The organism is Exiguobacterium sp. s146, assembly GCF_018618415.1.
Lineage (GTDB): Bacteria > Bacillota > Bacilli > Exiguobacteriales > Exiguobacteriaceae > Exiguobacterium.
The window spans coordinates 512,694-528,652 of sequence record NZ_JACSMA010000002.1; the positions used below are offsets into that span (position 1 = coordinate 512,694).

Sequence of the window (15,959 nt, forward strand, 5' to 3'; positions counted from 1 at the left end):
GTCACCTCTCTTCATTTGGTACGGCGTTCGGGTTGATGATGCCTTGGCGGACGAGCTGTTCGATCGCCATGTCCATCGTCTGCATCCCGTTCTGCCGGTTCGTCTGGATGACGGTCGGAAGTTGGAACTCCTTCTCGTTCCGAATCAAGTTGGCGACGGCCGGATTGCCAATCATAATCTCCATCGCGGCGACACGCCCTTTCGGCACGTCGACACGCGGGAATAAGCGCTGACTGACGACACCGAGCAAGACGTTGGCGAGCTGGGTCCGAATCTGGTCCTGTTGCTCGGCCGGGAACGCGTCGATGACCCGACTGACGGTCGACATCGCGCTCGACGTGTGGAGCGTCGCCATGACGAGATGGCCCGTCTCGGCGGCCGTCATCGCCGTCGAGATTGTCTCTAGGTCACGCATCTCCCCGAGCAAGATGACGTCCGGGTCTTGCCGGAGCGCGGCCCGAAGCCCGTCGACGAACTTCATGACGTCCGATCCGATCTCGCGCTGGTCGACGATGCTCTGATCGTGCGAGTGCAAATACTCGATCGGGTCCTCGAGCGTGATGATCCGTTTTCGCTGCGTCCGGTTAATCTCATGGATCATCGCGGCGAGCGTCGTCGACTTTCCCGACCCCGTCGGTCCCGTGACGAGGATGAGCCCGTACGGCTTCTCGATCAATCGCTTTAACACTTGCGGCAAATCGAGCTCATTCATCGTCGGGATTTCCCCGGAAATGGACCGGAACGCAATGGCGACCGTGCCCCGTTGGTAATAGGCGTTGACCCGGAATCGCGACACGCGGGGGACTCCGAACGAGAAATCGAGGTCGCGTTGCATCTCCAGCCGGCCCCGCATCTCCTCGGTCATAATCTCTTTCAAATAACTTTCAATATGGAGCGGCAACACTTTCTCGTCACCCATCGTGATCAGACTGCCGTCGACCCGGATAATCGGCGGTGAGCCGGCGGTCAAATGGATGTCCGAGGCGCGTTGTTCGACTGCTTTCGTTAAAATCACTTCAATCGACTGATGGATCATAGGCTCACTCCGTTATCACTGTTCTCAATATCTCTTCGGTGTTCGTCAGCCCGAGTGCGACTTTCTCGAGTCCATCGGCGAGGAGGAAGCGGACGCCTTGTGCTTTCGCATAGGCGACCATCTCGGCCTCCGTCGCCTGGTTCATAATCAACCGGCGCAATCCTTCATCGATCGGCACGACCTCATGGATGGCGAGCCGGCCACGGTACCCCGTGAAGTTACACGAGGCGCAGCCGTTGCCGCGCATGATCCGTTCGACCGGGACGCCCTCAGCCGCAAACAGTTCCTGTTCCCGTTTCGAGACCGGCTGTTCGTGCCCGCAGTCCCGACAGACACGACGGACGAGCCGCTGGGCGACAAGCCCGGACGTCGAAGCGGCGACGAGGAACGGTTCGACCCCCATGTCAATCAAGCGGGTGATTGAGCTGATGGCCGAGTTCGTATGTAGTGTCGATAGCACCAAGTGACCGGTCAATGACGCCCGGATGGCAATCTCGGCCGTCTCGGTGTCCCGGATTTCCCCGACCATGACAATGTTCGGGTCTTGTCGCAAAATCGAGCGCAGACCCGACGCGAACGTCAAGCCGACCTTGGCGTTGACTTGGACTTGGTTGATCCCGTCAAGCTGATACTCGACCGGATCCTCGACGGTGATGATGTTCTTCGATTCATCATTCAGTTCACGTAGCGACGCATAGAGCGTCGACGACTTCCCTGACCCGGTCGGCCCGGTGATGAGAATAATCCCGTTCGGCCGTTTCAGCATGTCACGGTACACCGCCTCGTTCTGGTCGCCGAAGTCGAGTTTCGTCAAATCGGTCAACCCTTCCGAGGAGTCGAGCACCCGGATGACGATTTTCTCGCCATACATCGTCGGGAGCGTCGAGACGCGGAAGTCGTACGGGCGGCCGCGGAGCGTATATTTGATACGCCCGTCCTGCGGCAAACGGCTCTCGGTAATGTCCAAGTTACTCATGACCTTGAGCCGTGTCAGCATGACGCTTTGAATCTTTCTCGGATAAATCGCCTCGGTCCGGAGGTCGCCGTCGACCCGAAAGCGGACGTACAACTGTTTCTCGTGCGGGTCGAAGTGGATATCCGAGGCGCGTTGGTCGATCGCGCTCAAGAAGAGCTGATTGACGAGCCGGATGACCGGCGCGTCGTCTCGCGACGCCGTCTCTTCGCGTTCGAGTTCCGGTGCCTCTTCTTTTAAAATCTCGATGAGTGACGCATCCATCTCGTAATAGCGGCCAATCGTCTTGCGAATCTGTTCGCGAGTGGCGATGCCGACCTCGATGTTCATCCCTGTCTGGAGCCGGACGTCATCGATGGCAATCAAGTCGAGCGGGTCCGCCGTCGCGATGAACAGCGTGTTCCCTTGGAGCGAGATCGGCATGATGTCGTGTTTTTGGGCGATGACTTTCGGGACGAGTTTCGTCACGGTCACGTTGATGTCTTCTGAATATAAGGAAATGACCGGTACGTTCAACTGTTCGTGCAACACTTGAATCAATTGGGTCTCGGTCAAATAGTTCAATCGCATGAGCGCATCCCCGAGCTTTTCCCCGGTCCGCTTTTGGGCGAGCGCCTCGTCGAGCTGGGCTTGCGTGATGATACCGGCCTCGAGGAGCATCTCGCCGAGGCGTTTCTTCGTTCGTCTCAACTTACTTCACCATCCTCTGTGGTACCTCCTGTGCGACGTCTCGCTGTTCGATGAACGCACTGAGTGCCGCACCGCCGGCCAAACCGAGGGCGAGGAGAACCCACGCCCACCACGTCCGCTCGAGCCCTTCGACATACAGGCTGTAAACGCCGAGCGAGAGCACGGCGACGAGCAACGCGATGACGCCTTTCGTCTCACGTTTCCGAATGTACGGAATCGACAAGGCGAACACGGTCAATGTGGCGAGTACCCAAAAGGCGACCAAAATCAAATATCCGATCATCCGACTGCCCCCTCACTTGGTACCGGGTCAGTGTCATGAACCGGTGGTTGTTCTGGCTGTTCGTCAAACTGATTCAATCCGTCATCCTCTACATCGTCATCAAACGGGTCATCTTCCAGTGTTTCATCTGGGAAAGTTGGGATGACCGGTTCGACCGGCTCTGGAGGCGGGAGCGGGACGGAACTTTTCGTCACGATCTCCGGAATCGGCTCGTAAAAATCAAATCCAAGCAACTCAAGCGACTCGCCCGTATCCGTGATGCGGACACGGTACAGCTTGCCCGACTCGCCGGTCTGTCCGGATTGGGTCACAGACGAGCTGCCAGCCGTGAGCGATGGCGAGAAGCGGACGATGTTTTGGTACGGGACGCTCGTCACGTCCTCGACGCGTGATTCGTAGGCGCCGACAAACATTTTGCCGAGCAATTGGACCGTCATCGCGTTCCCCTCTTCAAGCACGATGAGCGCGTACGGCGTCTGTTCCGTATTCTGGACGGCGAAGTTCGAGCGCTCGTCGACTTTGACGTCGTAGCCGAGCTCGATGCCGGTCGGGAGCGTCTCATGTTGCACCCGTTCAAGGATTTGGAACGGTGTCGCTGCGAACAATTGATACATCGATGACCCGAGCGTGCTGAGCGCGTCAAAATCTTCCCCGAACGCTTTCAGGCTGAAAATGTCCCCGGCTTCCATCTCGAAGCCGTTCATCCGCTCGAGTGCCGAACGCATCGCTGGTGTCGGACTGACCGTGATCGAGGCGACGACTTCACTCTCCGTCGCCGTCATCTCGAGGACGACGTCCGAGTTCAAGTTCGAGGCCGCTTCGACGAGCGGTGGTGTCACCATCGAGAGCGTCACCGGCTGATTCTGTAAGTATGGCGTCAACCGCTCTTCGTCGACCGTCGTGACGAGCGGATATGTACCCGGTTCAGAAGCCGTCTTGAGCGTCGCATCGACGTTGAATGAGACGACGTCCTTGCCGACTTCGAGCGCCGTTCCATCGACGAGCGTCACTGTGAACGGCGTGTTGTTGAAGTCTTTGATGGCGTTATCGAGCCGGACGACCGCCTCTTCCTTCGTCATCCCCGACACATCGATGCCGGCCACGGTCGTCTCTTTATATGTAGCACTCGTCTTTGCCGAGGCGTCGAGATAGTTCACGAGCCCGATTGTCGGCAATGACACGAGCAGGACGAGTCCTGCTAGGATGAACACATGCATCCCATATCGCTTCATTCCATTTCCCCCTCTATTTCAAGTCAAATGAGACTTTTGAATTACTATCCGTTCCCACTGTAACTTTAGTATAATATGCATTGTACAGAAAATAACAATTATTTCAGATGAAAAGTCTCTTTTTTCCTATCTTTAAATCAATTTTGAAAAGGTGGTCAATTCGTTGAACCGTTCCGAACAAGGTTTCACTCTCGTCGAAGTACTCGTCTCGATCGTCGTCGTCTCGATCCTGGCATTATCGCTTATGAATATCTTCTCCCAAAGCTTGCGAATCACCTCCTCGGATCTCGACCGGACCGTGGCGAACCAAGTCGCCCAAAACACGCTCAACACGTTGAAACGCCGGGCAGCCGAGACGCGGGACCCGATCGATATCGCGGCGCTCCAACAGACACCGGCCAACGTCTGCGATTTATGTGACGTCACGATTAACGGGCGCGCCTTCGATGTGACCATCCTCTCTCCGGACAACGAACCGACCGCCGACCTCGTCAACATCGAGATCACCGTCGCCTCGGAGACGTTGCTCCAACCGATTACATTGAAAGGAGTGGTGACGAATGCGACGCTTCAAGATAAATTCCCTGAGACGGACGTTCCAGAGCTTCCGTGACCGTGAGGACGGCGTCACGCTCGTCGAGCTGTTGCTCGCGCTCGTCATCTCGGCCATCTTCGCTGGGATCGTCATCACCGTTTTCTTGACCGGCTCGCTCGGTTTCCGATTGACGAACGATACGAGCTCACTTCGAAACGAGGCCGACTATTTAATCACGAGTGTTCTTCAGGATATCAACCGGACCGAGTTCGACGCCTTGACCGTCAACGGGGATACATATTCGTTCCACCGTCTCCATACCCCGCGCATCTCGACGGAAGGCATCTTGTACCGTCAAGGCGATTACATGGAGAACGCTGTGCTCGAGCTCGCCCCGTCAAGTTTCGTGACGAACAATCCCGACGTCATCGTCCAGGCCGTCGACATTGACCTTCGCGACGAAGTGACCGACCCGAGACGCGGACGTGAGGCGTACATCACCTCTGGATTGATTGAAATTCAAGTGACACTCGCCTCGCGTGAAGATTCAACGCTCGTCAAAACGTTCACGAGCACCATCCCGTTATGAAAAGAGGGAGTCCGATGAAACAAGATGAACGAGGCTATGTCCTCATCCTCGTCCTCGTGACGATGGCGGCACTCGCCGTCCTCTCGCTCGCGGCGATTCAAGTCAACTTGGCGACGAACAAGCAGACGAATTTCCGTGTCGACGAGACGCAACTCGATACCGACGTCAAAGGCGTGCTCGATGTGCTCGTCGCCGATCTCCGAGCGACGTTCCCGCTCCACGATGCGAACGTCGTCCAACCGTATATGGAGAACGAGCAGCTGTTCCAGGCGAAGGTCGACACTGTTCTCAAACAAAATACGTTGTATGCGGGGACACGCCAATCAGGCGACAACGATATCCGTTATACAATCGCGCGTTCGACAGCCGATCAGGCGAACGCCCCGTTCACGACGGTGCTCACGTTGACGGCGACCGGGACGACAAAATCGAAAGCGGATCAGCCGATGCAGACGAGCTCGTATAGTCAAGAAGTGTACGTGACGGCTCTCCCGTCGTTCCTCTATTACGTCCTTGGTTCGGATGAGACGTTGACAATCAACGGTCCTCCGAAGATTGAAGGGAACTTGTTTGCCGGTACGGAGCTCACACTCGACCCCGATGCGAAGTATCAACTGAAAGATCAAATCAACACACTGAACAACAGTGCCTCGAGCCGGTTTTATCTCGACGGTCGCATCGACCTCGGGAACGGTGCGACTTGCGACGGCTGCGAGACACCGAACTACTTCACGAATTCGACTACGCCGGGTGTGAACCATGAACCTGAGATTGGTCCGGTCGAGAGTACGTTTTCTCGCTTTAACTTGAATTACTCGGTCATCCAGTTCGCGAACCGACACCGAGGCACCGCCGGTAAATTACCTTATACGAATTCACCGAAGCAGACACTGTTTCAATCGACATTGATTCCAACATCGACGATTTCACCTTTCCTCAAGCAAACGTACGTCGTCGATGGAGAAACAACGCCACGTGAGCGACCGACCGAGTTTATCGATTCCAGTCAGCTCAACTCGATTCAAACGTTACAAGTCGTCAATCTACCAGCTGGTGTAACAGGTCCGATAGTCATCACCAAATCGATTGCGAACAGCTCCGTCCCGCTTCTTTTAAACGGAGACGTCACGATTGACGCTTTAGACACCATCACCATTAGCCGCCCACTAATTATTAATGGAGATTTGACGATTCGTGGGAAAGTCGCGTTCAATACGACCGTATATGCATTGGGCGATGCCTTCATCGACCGTGCCGATGTATTGCCAGTCGCTTCTGGTGCGAATGATAGTTCTCTTGTCTTGCTCGCCGAAGGAAAGATTTTATTGAACCGAATCAATGAATTCCAGGATCGTTCTTCGACGCTACAAGCGTTCATGTATAGTGCCTCGACTGAACCGACTCGACTCTATTCTGTCGGCTCCATCGTCAACATGAAAGGTGGTTTGTATAGTAAAGGACCACTCGAAATAAATACATTCCGCGGTTCTTTCAAATCATTACCGCAGCAAGCAAATAAACAAGCTTACTTCGCCCCTGGGAATGTGATTGCCTCTCCAGACGTCGACGATTCACGTCTCATCATGGAATATAACGAGGGTGTGTTCCGTCAAATCGATACGCTCCCGGTCACGAACCAGCTCCAACTGTTCGTCGGTCAACAACTGAAGAACTAACAAAAAGAGGCTGCTCTCACGAGTAGCCTCTTTTCTGTAATGGAAATTAATAGAAATCGCCAGACGGATCTTCGGTTCCTGGGTTCGGATCCGTGCCCGCTTTGACACGGACGTAGAACGTTTGGCTAATCACTTTTGGTCCTTCTCCTGCTTTAAATGATGCACTGACGTCCTCTGTGACCAGACCGATTTTCGCGATACCCGGCTTCAAGAGTGTCAATACGTCATCTTTTGCTGTCATGACATCCGTCCCTTCAAGGACAGTCAGGCCGTACCCTGTCACGTTTGCCGTCTCAGGCCAGAATTTGACCGGATAGCTGTATGGGCTGTCTGTCATGTAGAGGATGACGTTCGGTGTCGAGACTTTTTGTGGATACTCTTTGACGTTAATCAAGACAGGCATCGTCTGTCCGATATAATCTTTCAACTTCGCAACGACAGAGATGTTGCTCGTACTCCCATGCTCGGCTTGTACGGTAGCAGATGTGTTTTGACTTGAGAGAAGTTTTAAGGCGGTCGAATCAACGTTCCACGTTACAGCAAGTGGATTGGCCAGTGCTTGTTTATCTTCCACCAATTGCTGCAGTGTCACCAAAGTCTGTTGTTTCACTAACGTGCCTGCTTCGTTTTTATATACCCATAACTCTTTGTCATTCGTACTTAATGATAAGTCAGGTAGTTTGACCACAACCTTCATATCATTTGATTTCACTTTTTGACCATTCGCGTATTCGTAGACAGCTTTCACAGTCGTCTCACCCGGATCCAACGCTTTTAACGTAACGCTTTGATTCGTTTGATTTGTCTGACTCACAAAACTAGCTTTATCAAGTTCCCAAGTAAGTTTTGCATTCTGCGGAATCGCCGCTTTCGCAGTCGATAAGTTAGCTGCTACCGTTTTTGAATTCCCTAAATAAATCGTCGCTTCATTTGGAACATTGATGTTCAGTTCTTCGACCGTCACTGTCGTTTTGGTAAAGCCGCTTCCCGCATCAGTAAACGAACGATCGTGTTTTTTTGCACCGCTCCCGTTTCCTGAATGATCAGCCTCCAACGAATAAGCGTATCTTCCAGAATCAAACGTATAGCTACCCGGCTTGTCTGCAATCAATTTGACTGTGATGAGATCAGAGAATGCTGCATTCTTATATTCATTACAAGATTCAAGACCCGTATTTTTCTTACCACACATAATGTTAATTGTTCCTGTTAAACGACGTGTAGTAGAATCAAAATTTAAATTGTATTTATCTATGGTGCTTTTTACTACAGTCAAGCCTACAGGAATTGTTTCTTCAACCTTGACGGCCCACTCCACATATTTATAGGAGTTGATGTTCGGTCCTTTTTCAAAATCAAGGATGTTATTCAATGATAAGTCATACGTTAAGTCAAAACTGTCTCCAATGAGTACAGCTTCTGGCGTGATAGTTCGAATCGCCTCATCCTCAATCGTTGTTTGGAAAACAATGCCTTGGTTGTTCCCATTGCTACCGCCATTGCCTTTCCCATTGCCCCTACCATTATTCGCGAACGTCGATGTATACGCGAACAACAACAAGACCATCCCTATTACTATGAGGAACCCGTACTTGGATCTTAGCTGCCTCTTCATCGTTGTGCCTCCAGTCGGTTTGTCATCACACTTCTTCAGTTAATTCATACCCCTTTTTCTTCCTGTTCACAAGCGATTTTTTTCAAACTTTGGAAATAGGTTCTGACTTCACTGATAAAGTAGAGCGACCCCGTCACGACGAGCGTCTCGGATTTCTGTGTTTCGAGCCAAGCGGCCAACCAATCTTGCCAGTCCACGTAACAAGCCCCATCGGCAATCAGACTGTCCTTCGTCCGGGTGCGCGGGAAATCGAACGTCGTCTCATAAACGTTCGCGACCGTCTGAAGTGACGCAATCATCGCTGCCCGGTCCTTATCGGCGAGAATGGCAGCGAGGACGGTCACGTCACGTTCAAGTTTCAGCTGTTCGACGAGTGCAGCGACACCTTCCGCGTTATGCGCCCCATCGAGTATGATACGAGGCTGTCTCGAGATGAGCTCATAGCGTCCCGGATGTTGCGCCGACTCTAGTCCTGCTTGAATCGCTTCTGTTTTCCAGCCGAGATGGTGTGCGACGGCGACGGCACATGCCCCGTTGTACGCTTGATGGTGTCCGGTCAATCCGAGTGTCACCGGCGGCATCCCCTCATACGTGACGACTGTGTCAGCCCCGTCCTCTACAGATGTGACGAGTGGCGTGACGTCTTGTACCGGCGCATCCATCTCTTGCCCTTGTTGGTCGAGCAAGGCAATCAACCGCTCCTCCGTCAAACTATGGAACATCGGCACGCCCGGTTTCATGATTCCGAACTTCTCGAGCGCAATCTCTTCGAGCGTATCGCCAAGGATGCCTTGATGGTCGTGCCCGATCGACGTCACGACGGTCGCGAACGGATGCTGCAACACGTTCGTCGAGTCGAGGCGGCCGCCGAGCCCGACTTCCCAGATGACGAGGTCGGGCTGTTGTTCATGAAAATAGAGCCACGCCATGACCGTCAGCAGCTCGAACTCCGTCAATGTCTCCGGCGATTTGGCGGCGCAGTCGCGGACCCGGTTGGCGATATGGACGAGATCGTCTTCTCGAATCGGTTCCCCGTTCAACATGATCCGTTCCTCGAACTGAATGATGTACGGCGAGATGAACGTCCCGACGTTCAAGCCTTGTTTCATCGCCATCGCCCGCAAGAACGCGACCGTCGACCCTTTCCCGTTCGTCCCCGCCACATGAATCGACGGCAACTCCTCGACTTGTAGCGCGTCCAGCATCCACCTGATCCGCTTCATCCCCGGCTTAATCCCGAACCGCAACTGTCCATGTAGCCAATCAAATACATCTTGTCTCGTCTCCATCTTCCTTCACTCCCGTTTTCACAATTCCCTCTCATCTTACCAAAATTCGCGAAGCCCGATATAGTGAATCGGCTGTGCTATACTCGAGGCGAAGAAGGGGGAATCACCATGACAACCAATTGGAACTTTGAGGCGACCTACCTCGATCTCCGTGATATCTTTTACGACCGGGGACCCGTCCATCCGGTCGACAAGCCAGAACTCGTGCTTTGGAACGATGCCCTTGCGGAGACGCTCGGACTCGATGTCGAGGCGCACCAAGATGTTGCGCTCTACGCCGGAAATCGTCAGACCGAGACGTCGTTCTCGCAAGCGTATGCCGGGCATCAGTTCGGCCATTTCACGATGCTCGGGGACGGACGGGCGCTCTTGCTCGGGGAACACGTCGCCCCGAACGGAAAACGCGTCGACGTTCAATTGAAAGGTTCAGGTCCGACCGAGTATTCACGAGGCGGCGATGGACGGGCCGCCGTCGGCCCGATGGTGCGTGAATTCCTGATCAGCGAGGCGATGCACGCCCTTGGCATCCCGACGAACCGCGCCCTCGCCGTCGTCACGACCGGTGAGCCAATCATGCGTCAAGGGCCGAAGCATGGTGCCGTCTTGACGCGCGTGGCGGCGAGCCACTTACGCGTCGGCACGTTCCAGTATGCCGCAGCTTCCGGCTCGATCGATGACGTCATCGCCCTTGCCGACTACGCGATTCAGCGTCACGACCAGGACCTTGCAGGACAGTCGGACCGCTATGAACAGTTCCTCGGCCGAGTCATCACCCGGCAGGCGAAACTCATCGCGGAATGGCAACTCGTTGGATTCATCCACGGCGTCATGAACACTGACAACACGTTCATCAGCGGTGAAGGACTCGACTATGGTCCGTGCGCCTTCATGGACACGTATCACCCGAACACCGTCTTCAGCTCGATTGACCGCGAGGGCCGTTACGCTTATGCAAACCAACCGTATATCGGATCGTGGAACTTGGCTCGCCTCGCCGAGACGCTGTTGCCGCTCCTCGCTGACACGCAAGAGGCCGCCGTCGACATCGCCAATAAGCTATTGAACGATTACACAGAAACATATAAAGAGGCGTACTTCACAGGGCTCGCCCATAAAATCGGGCTCTACGTCCGAAAAGACGGGGACGACGTACTGACGGACGAACTGCTCCGGCTCATGATGGAGACCGAGGCCGACTTCACGAACACGTTCCGTGCCCTCACGCTCGGTGAGTTCGATTCGCTCGCCTTCGCTGCACGAGAAGACGGCAAGACATGGCTGTCCGCTTGGCGGAAACGTCTTAGTGAGCAAGGTCTACCGGATGGGGATGTGACGCGGCTCATGCGTCAGCATAATCCGGCCGTCATCCCGCGCAACCATCATGTCGAAGCAGCAATTCAAGCGGCCGAGCGTGGTGACTTTAGTCCGACCTATGCGCTACTCGACGTGTTGCGGAAGCCATACGATTATGAAGCTGATCTCGGACGCTACGTCTCACCTGGACCACCGCGGACGTATCCGTATCAGACGTTTTGTGGCACATGACCATCTCGCTTTTGCGAGATGGTTTTTTTGGAACCTTTTTTATATTTGAACGTAAAATAGATAACGTCACTTTTAGGGGGTTCCACATGCTTCTACTCACTTCGCTTATTGCGTTAGGTTTTGCCTGTTTGATGTCAATCGAACTCTTGCAAGGACCTTACATAAATGACTGGGCATGGCTCATGCCCGCCTTTTTCTTAGCGGTTTCATTTTCGACTTTCATGAGATATTTGAATGACTTCGACTGGAGTAAATTCAAATGAGAATCATTTATTTCACAGCCATGCTCCTCGCGGGATTTCTTTATACCGTATACCTCGTTCATTTGTATCGTATCGGACTGACCGATTCTCTTTATACTCATCTCCTTTGGATTACCGGGATTGGACTGTATCTAGTATGGCTAAAGAGAAGAACCCCCAAACGCCATAATTGACGCTGGGGGCTTCTCTTTTTTGACTTAGAGACCAAAATGGATCATGTCCTTCTGTTCGACTTGGGCTTGTGTGATTTTAGCAAGGAGTTGATTCAGTTGTTCCGACTCATGCGTGTACATCATCGCTTTGACGACTTGATAAAATAATGCCAGTGACTCATATGGAATGAGCGTGACCCCACATTCTTCTAATCCGAATCCGGGACGGTCATAGGAGTGGGAATACGTACGCATCTGGTTCAACTCATCGATAAATTCATCTACCCACTCCCCATCCACGGAGACACAGTCATATCGTTCCGGTTCATACTCGTCATATGACGAGTGACGAATCGTGGCATCTAATACACCGAATTCATGTGTGTAAGGCATGTCCTTCCTCCTCTGTAATGAAACTTAAAGCGTACTCACTTCATAGGAAAATCAGCTGACCACGCCTCCGGCAACGAGTCCGAGAGGTCGAGCAACACGTCTTCCGACACATTCCCGGTCACGACAATGAGTTTGCCTTGATCCACATAATACAAGCCGTTCCCTTCTGGCTGATTCAAGCGATACCGTTCGTTTGAAACGTCTCGCCGCTCAATCACTTCTCCGTCGGCCACACTGAACGCATCGGTCACTAAAATCGTGATGCATTGCGTTTCATCATACAACGTCCACATCTCTACCGGCCGCTCGAGCTGACTCATCTCGAAGTTTGTGACATAGAGCTCCTCGACGGGAAAATCCAACCCATGACGGACTTTTCCGGCCGTATCAGGAACCGTAAAGTGTTGGATGCCATGCAGAGCCCATTCCTTGTCCCGAGAATAGTTGAACACGCCGAACGAATCGTCGCGGTTTGGCAACTTGATGGCGATGAGCCCGAGGTCATCGATGACCGTTTCATAAATCACACCGTCTTTCGAAGGTCGTTCGGACGTGCCATCTGTATATTGAATCGTATATTGGGACGTGACCGCATCGACGAGGCGGGTGGTCCCTTTCGGCACGTCTTCAATCATGGAGCCGAACACTTCTTTGTCCGTCGATACGGGAATATCCTCGGAAGACGTCTCTTCTGCACGTTCATTAATTGTCACTCCTGATTCCGTCGGTTCGATCGGTTCAGCTCGTTCCGTCACACACCCACCCAATCCCATCACAGCCAGACCCAACACCATCCCGATTCGTCTCATGTCACTCCACCTTTGCATCGTCTTCTCTCCTAAATTCCACCAAACGACAAAAAAACCTTCTTCGGAGAACAAGTCTCCAAAGAAGGTGGTTGTCTTACTTACGCAACTCTTCCAAACGGGCGCGGACCGCGTCACGTTTGTCGAGGTAATCTTTCTCTTTCGCCTTCTCTTCGTCGATGACGTGAGCCGGGGCCTTGCCAGTGAAGCCTGGGTTGCCGAGTTTCTTCTGAACGCGCTCGACTTCCTTCTCATACTTCGCCACTTCTTTCTCAAGACGGGCGATCTCTTCTTCGAAGTTGATGAGGTCGGCGAGCGGGATGAACAGCTCCGCACCCGTCATGATGGCCGACATCGACTTATCAGGAGCCGTCAAGCCACGTCCGATTTCGAGCTCGGTCGCGTTCGTGAACTTGCCGATTGTCGCTTCGTTCGCACTCAAGTAACCTTGTGTCGCTTCATCCGATGTTGAGATGAAGAGCTGAATCGGTTTCGACATCGGGGCGTTCACTTCCGAACGGATGTTACGGACCGAACGGATGACGTTCATGACCGCTTCAAACGCTGGTACCGAGTCCGCGAAGTGGAGCTCGTCACGGCGTGTCGGGTAGCTCGCACGGACGATTGAGTCGCCTTCGTGCGGCAAGTGCTGCCAGATTTCCTCTGTGAGGAACGGCATGAACGGGTGCATGAGACGCATGATCGAGTCGAGCGTGTACGCGAGCACCGAACGTGTCGTCGCTTTCGCCGCTTCGTCCTCACCGTAGAGCGTGAGTTTCGCCATCTCGATGTACCAGTTACAGAACTCTTCCCAGATGAAGTTGTACAAGTAACGGCCGGCTTCGCCGAACTCGTACTTGTCGACAAGACGCGTCACTTGGTCGATCGTGTCGTTCAAGCGTGTGAGGATCCACTTGTCGGCGAGCGTCTTCTCACCTGACAGGTCGATATCCTCGTACTTCATGCCGTCCATGTTCATGAGAGCGAAACGGCTCGCGTTCCAAATCTTGTTCGCGAAGTTCCATGTCGACTCAATCTTCTCCCAATAGAAGCGAAGATCGTTCCCTGGTGTCGATCCTGTGAGGAGGAACCAGCGGAGCGAGTCAGCACCGTATTGGTCGATGACTTCCATCGGGTCGACGCCGTTACCGAGCGACTTCGACATCTTGCGGCCTTCCGAGTCGCGGATGAGACCGTGGATGAGCACGTCGTTGAACGGCTGCTTCCCAGTGAACTCGAGCGATTGGAAAATCATGCGCGATACCCAGAAGAAGATGATGTCGTAACCCGTGACGAGCGCGCTCGTCGGGAAGTAACGTTTGAAGTCGGCCGAGTCCGTGTCCGGCCAGCCCATCGTCGAGAACGGCCAGAGCGCTGACGAGAACCACGTGTCGAGCACGTCTTCGTCTTGGTGCCAGTTCTCACTGTCAGCCGGCGCTTCTTTGCCGACATATACTTCACCTGTCTCGTTATGGTACCAAGCCGGGATGCGGTGGCCCCACCAGAGTTGACGGCTGATACACCAATCGCGGATGTTCTCCATCCAGCGGAGGTATGTGCCTTCGAACCGCTCTGGGACGAAGTTGACTTTCGTATCATCATGTCCTTGCGCTTCGAGCGCTGCTTTCGCAAGCGGCTCCATGTCGACGAACCACTGTTTCGAAAGATACGGCTCGATGACCGCGCCTGAACGTTCCGAGTGGCCGACCGAGTGCGTGTGCGGCTCGATTTTGACGAGTGTGCCGTCCGCTTCGAGGTCTTTGACGAGTTGCTTGCGGCATTCGAAGCGGTCGAGCCCTTCGTATTTGCCTGCGTTCTCGTTCATCTTGCCGCCTTCGTCCATGACAAGGATACGTGGAAGCTCGTGACGGTTTCCGATTTCAAAGTCGTTCGGGTCGTGGGCCGGTGTGATCTTGACGCAACCTGTACCGAACTCCATGTCGACGTAGTCATCGGCGACGATTGGGATCTCACGGTTCATAACCGGGAGCATGATCGTCTTGCCGACGAGATGCGCGTAACGCTCATCTTTCGGGTTGACGGCAACGGCCGTATCGCCGAGCATCGTTTCCGGACGTGTCGTCGCGATCTCGATGTGGCCTGAGCCATCAGCGAGCGGGTACTTCATGTGGTAGAATGCGCCTTCGACTTCTTGATAGATGACTTCGATATCCGAGACGGCCGTCTTTTGCGCCGGGTCCCAGTTGACGATATACTCACCGCGGTAAATCAAGCCTTTCTCATAGAGGCGGACGAACACTTCTTGAACCGCCTTCGAGAGACCTTCGTCGAGCGTGAAGCGCTCACGTGAGTAATCGAGACCGAGGCCAAGTTTTGACCATTGGGCCCGAATCGTGTCCGCGTACTCGTCTTTCCATTCCCACGTCTTCTCGAGGAACTTCTCGCGTCCGAGGTCGTAACGCATGATGCCGTCCTCACGGAGCTTCTGTTCGACTTTCGCCTGTGTCGCGATGCCGGCGTGGTCCATCCCTGGGAGCCAGAGGACGTCATAGCCTTGCATGCGCTTCAAGCGTGTCAACAAGTCTTGAAGCGTCGTGTCCCACGCATGTCCGAGGTGAAGTTTCCCCGTGACGTTCGGTGGCGGGATGACGATTGTGTACGGTTGTTTCGAATCGTCCTCGTCTGCTTTGAATACGTCGTTCTCTAACCAGTAGTCATACCATTTTGCTTCTGTCGCACTTGGATCGTACTTCGTCGGCATGGTGATTTCGTTTGTCTCGTTGGCCATATGCGCAACCTCCTCTAATCATGTGGACAAAAAAACGGCTACTCTCGTCCTTAACGCTAAGGACGAAAGAAGCCGTATCTTCCGCGGTACCACCTTAGTTCGCCAACGTGTGGCGCCCTCAAAATCGAATAAC

At 53.7% G+C, this 15,959-nt stretch carries 13 protein-coding genes and 1 other annotated feature (1 of these 14 only partly in view); of the genes, 4 read left to right on the forward strand and 9 right to left on the reverse strand.

Translation table 11 applies throughout. From position 1 onward, the window contains the following. Position 1: 1 nt before the first annotated feature. The 4 genes from KNP83_RS09265 to KNP83_RS09280 are packed head-to-tail and all read right to left on the reverse strand — an operon-like array spanning position 2 to position 4,214. A complete protein-coding gene (locus KNP83_RS09265; protein WP_214762207.1) occupies positions 2 to 1,036 on the reverse strand; it encodes a type IV pilus twitching motility protein PilT in 1,035 nt (344 codons plus the stop codon). A 4-nt stretch (positions 1,037 to 1,040) separates the two neighbouring features. Beyond that, the gene (locus tag KNP83_RS09270) at positions 1,041 to 2,699 is read right to left on the reverse strand and encodes a GspE/PulE family protein (protein ID WP_214762208.1); all 1,659 of its coding nucleotides are present in this window, start codon (positions 2,697 to 2,699) and stop codon (positions 1,041 to 1,043) included. A 1-nt stretch (position 2,700) separates the two neighbouring features. Next, the gene (locus KNP83_RS09275; protein WP_214762209.1) at positions 2,701 to 2,982 is read right to left on the reverse strand and encodes a hypothetical protein; all 282 of its coding nucleotides are present in this window, start codon (positions 2,980 to 2,982) and stop codon (positions 2,701 to 2,703) included. Next, entirely contained in the window at positions 2,979 to 4,214 is a 1,236-nt protein-coding gene (locus KNP83_RS09280; protein WP_214762210.1) for a G5 domain-containing protein, read from the reverse strand. The genes KNP83_RS09275 and KNP83_RS09280 overlap by 4 nt, the downstream gene beginning before the upstream one ends. Before the next feature lie 163 nt (positions 4,215 to 4,377). On the opposite strand from KNP83_RS09280, the gene KNP83_RS09285 reads away from it, so the two are divergent. Genes KNP83_RS09285 through KNP83_RS09295 form a run of 3 tightly spaced genes read left to right on the forward strand, consistent with a single transcriptional unit; the run spans position 4,378 to position 7,014 of the window. Further along, positions 4,378 to 4,827 carry a prepilin-type N-terminal cleavage/methylation domain-containing protein gene (locus tag KNP83_RS09285; RefSeq protein ID WP_214762211.1) on the forward strand — a complete coding sequence of 150 codons (450 nt, stop codon included), beginning with the start codon at positions 4,378 to 4,380 and terminating at the stop codon, positions 4,825 to 4,827. Continuing rightward, a complete protein-coding gene (locus KNP83_RS09290) occupies positions 4,775 to 5,338 on the forward strand; it encodes a PilW family protein (protein ID WP_214762212.1) in 564 nt (187 codons plus the stop codon). Before KNP83_RS09285 ends, KNP83_RS09290 begins: the two co-directional genes overlap by 53 nt. Before the next feature lie 14 nt (positions 5,339 to 5,352). Continuing rightward, a complete protein-coding gene (locus tag KNP83_RS09295; RefSeq protein WP_214762213.1) occupies positions 5,353 to 7,014 on the forward strand; it encodes a hypothetical protein in 1,662 nt (553 codons plus the stop codon). A 46-nt stretch (positions 7,015 to 7,060) separates the two neighbouring features. Here KNP83_RS09295 and KNP83_RS09300 read toward each other — a convergent pair whose 3' ends face one another. Beyond that, positions 7,061 to 8,629, reverse strand: coding sequence for a hypothetical protein (locus KNP83_RS09300; protein WP_214762214.1), 1,569 nt, complete (start codon positions 8,627 to 8,629; stop codon positions 7,061 to 7,063). A gap of 44 nt (positions 8,630 to 8,673) precedes the next feature. Beyond that, positions 8,674 to 9,918 (reverse strand): bifunctional folylpolyglutamate synthase/dihydrofolate synthase, encoded by a 1,245-nt coding sequence (locus KNP83_RS09305; RefSeq protein ID WP_214762215.1) that lies wholly within the window; start codon positions 9,916 to 9,918, stop codon positions 8,674 to 8,676. Between the two features lie 108 nt (positions 9,919 to 10,026). Between KNP83_RS09305 and KNP83_RS09310 the strand changes: the two genes are divergently transcribed. Continuing rightward, a complete protein-coding gene (locus KNP83_RS09310) occupies positions 10,027 to 11,463 on the forward strand; it encodes a protein adenylyltransferase SelO (RefSeq protein ID WP_214762216.1) in 1,437 nt (478 codons plus the stop codon). 460 nt (positions 11,464 to 11,923) lie between these two features. Here the strand turns inward: KNP83_RS09310 and KNP83_RS09315 are convergent, their stop codons facing one another. The 3 genes from KNP83_RS09315 to KNP83_RS09325 all read right to left on the reverse strand — a co-directional run bounded on the left by KNP83_RS09315 (position 11,924) and on the right by KNP83_RS09325 (position 15,826). Further along, the gene (locus tag KNP83_RS09315) at positions 11,924 to 12,271 is read right to left on the reverse strand and encodes a short-chain dehydrogenase (protein WP_214762217.1); all 348 of its coding nucleotides are present in this window, start codon (positions 12,269 to 12,271) and stop codon (positions 11,924 to 11,926) included. A gap of 35 nt (positions 12,272 to 12,306) precedes the next feature. Further along, positions 12,307 to 13,098 carry a hypothetical protein gene (locus tag KNP83_RS09320; RefSeq protein WP_214762218.1) on the reverse strand — a complete coding sequence of 264 codons (792 nt, stop codon included), beginning with the start codon at positions 13,096 to 13,098 and terminating at the stop codon, positions 12,307 to 12,309. Between the two features lie 76 nt (positions 13,099 to 13,174). Continuing rightward, on the reverse strand, positions 13,175 to 15,826 hold the full coding sequence (locus KNP83_RS09325; RefSeq protein WP_214762219.1) for a valine--tRNA ligase: 2,652 nt from the start codon (positions 15,824 to 15,826) through the stop codon (positions 13,175 to 13,177). 55 nt (positions 15,827 to 15,881) lie between these two features. After that, positions 15,882 to 15,959 (reverse strand) — a binding site (T-box leader); it runs 143 nt beyond the window's last position.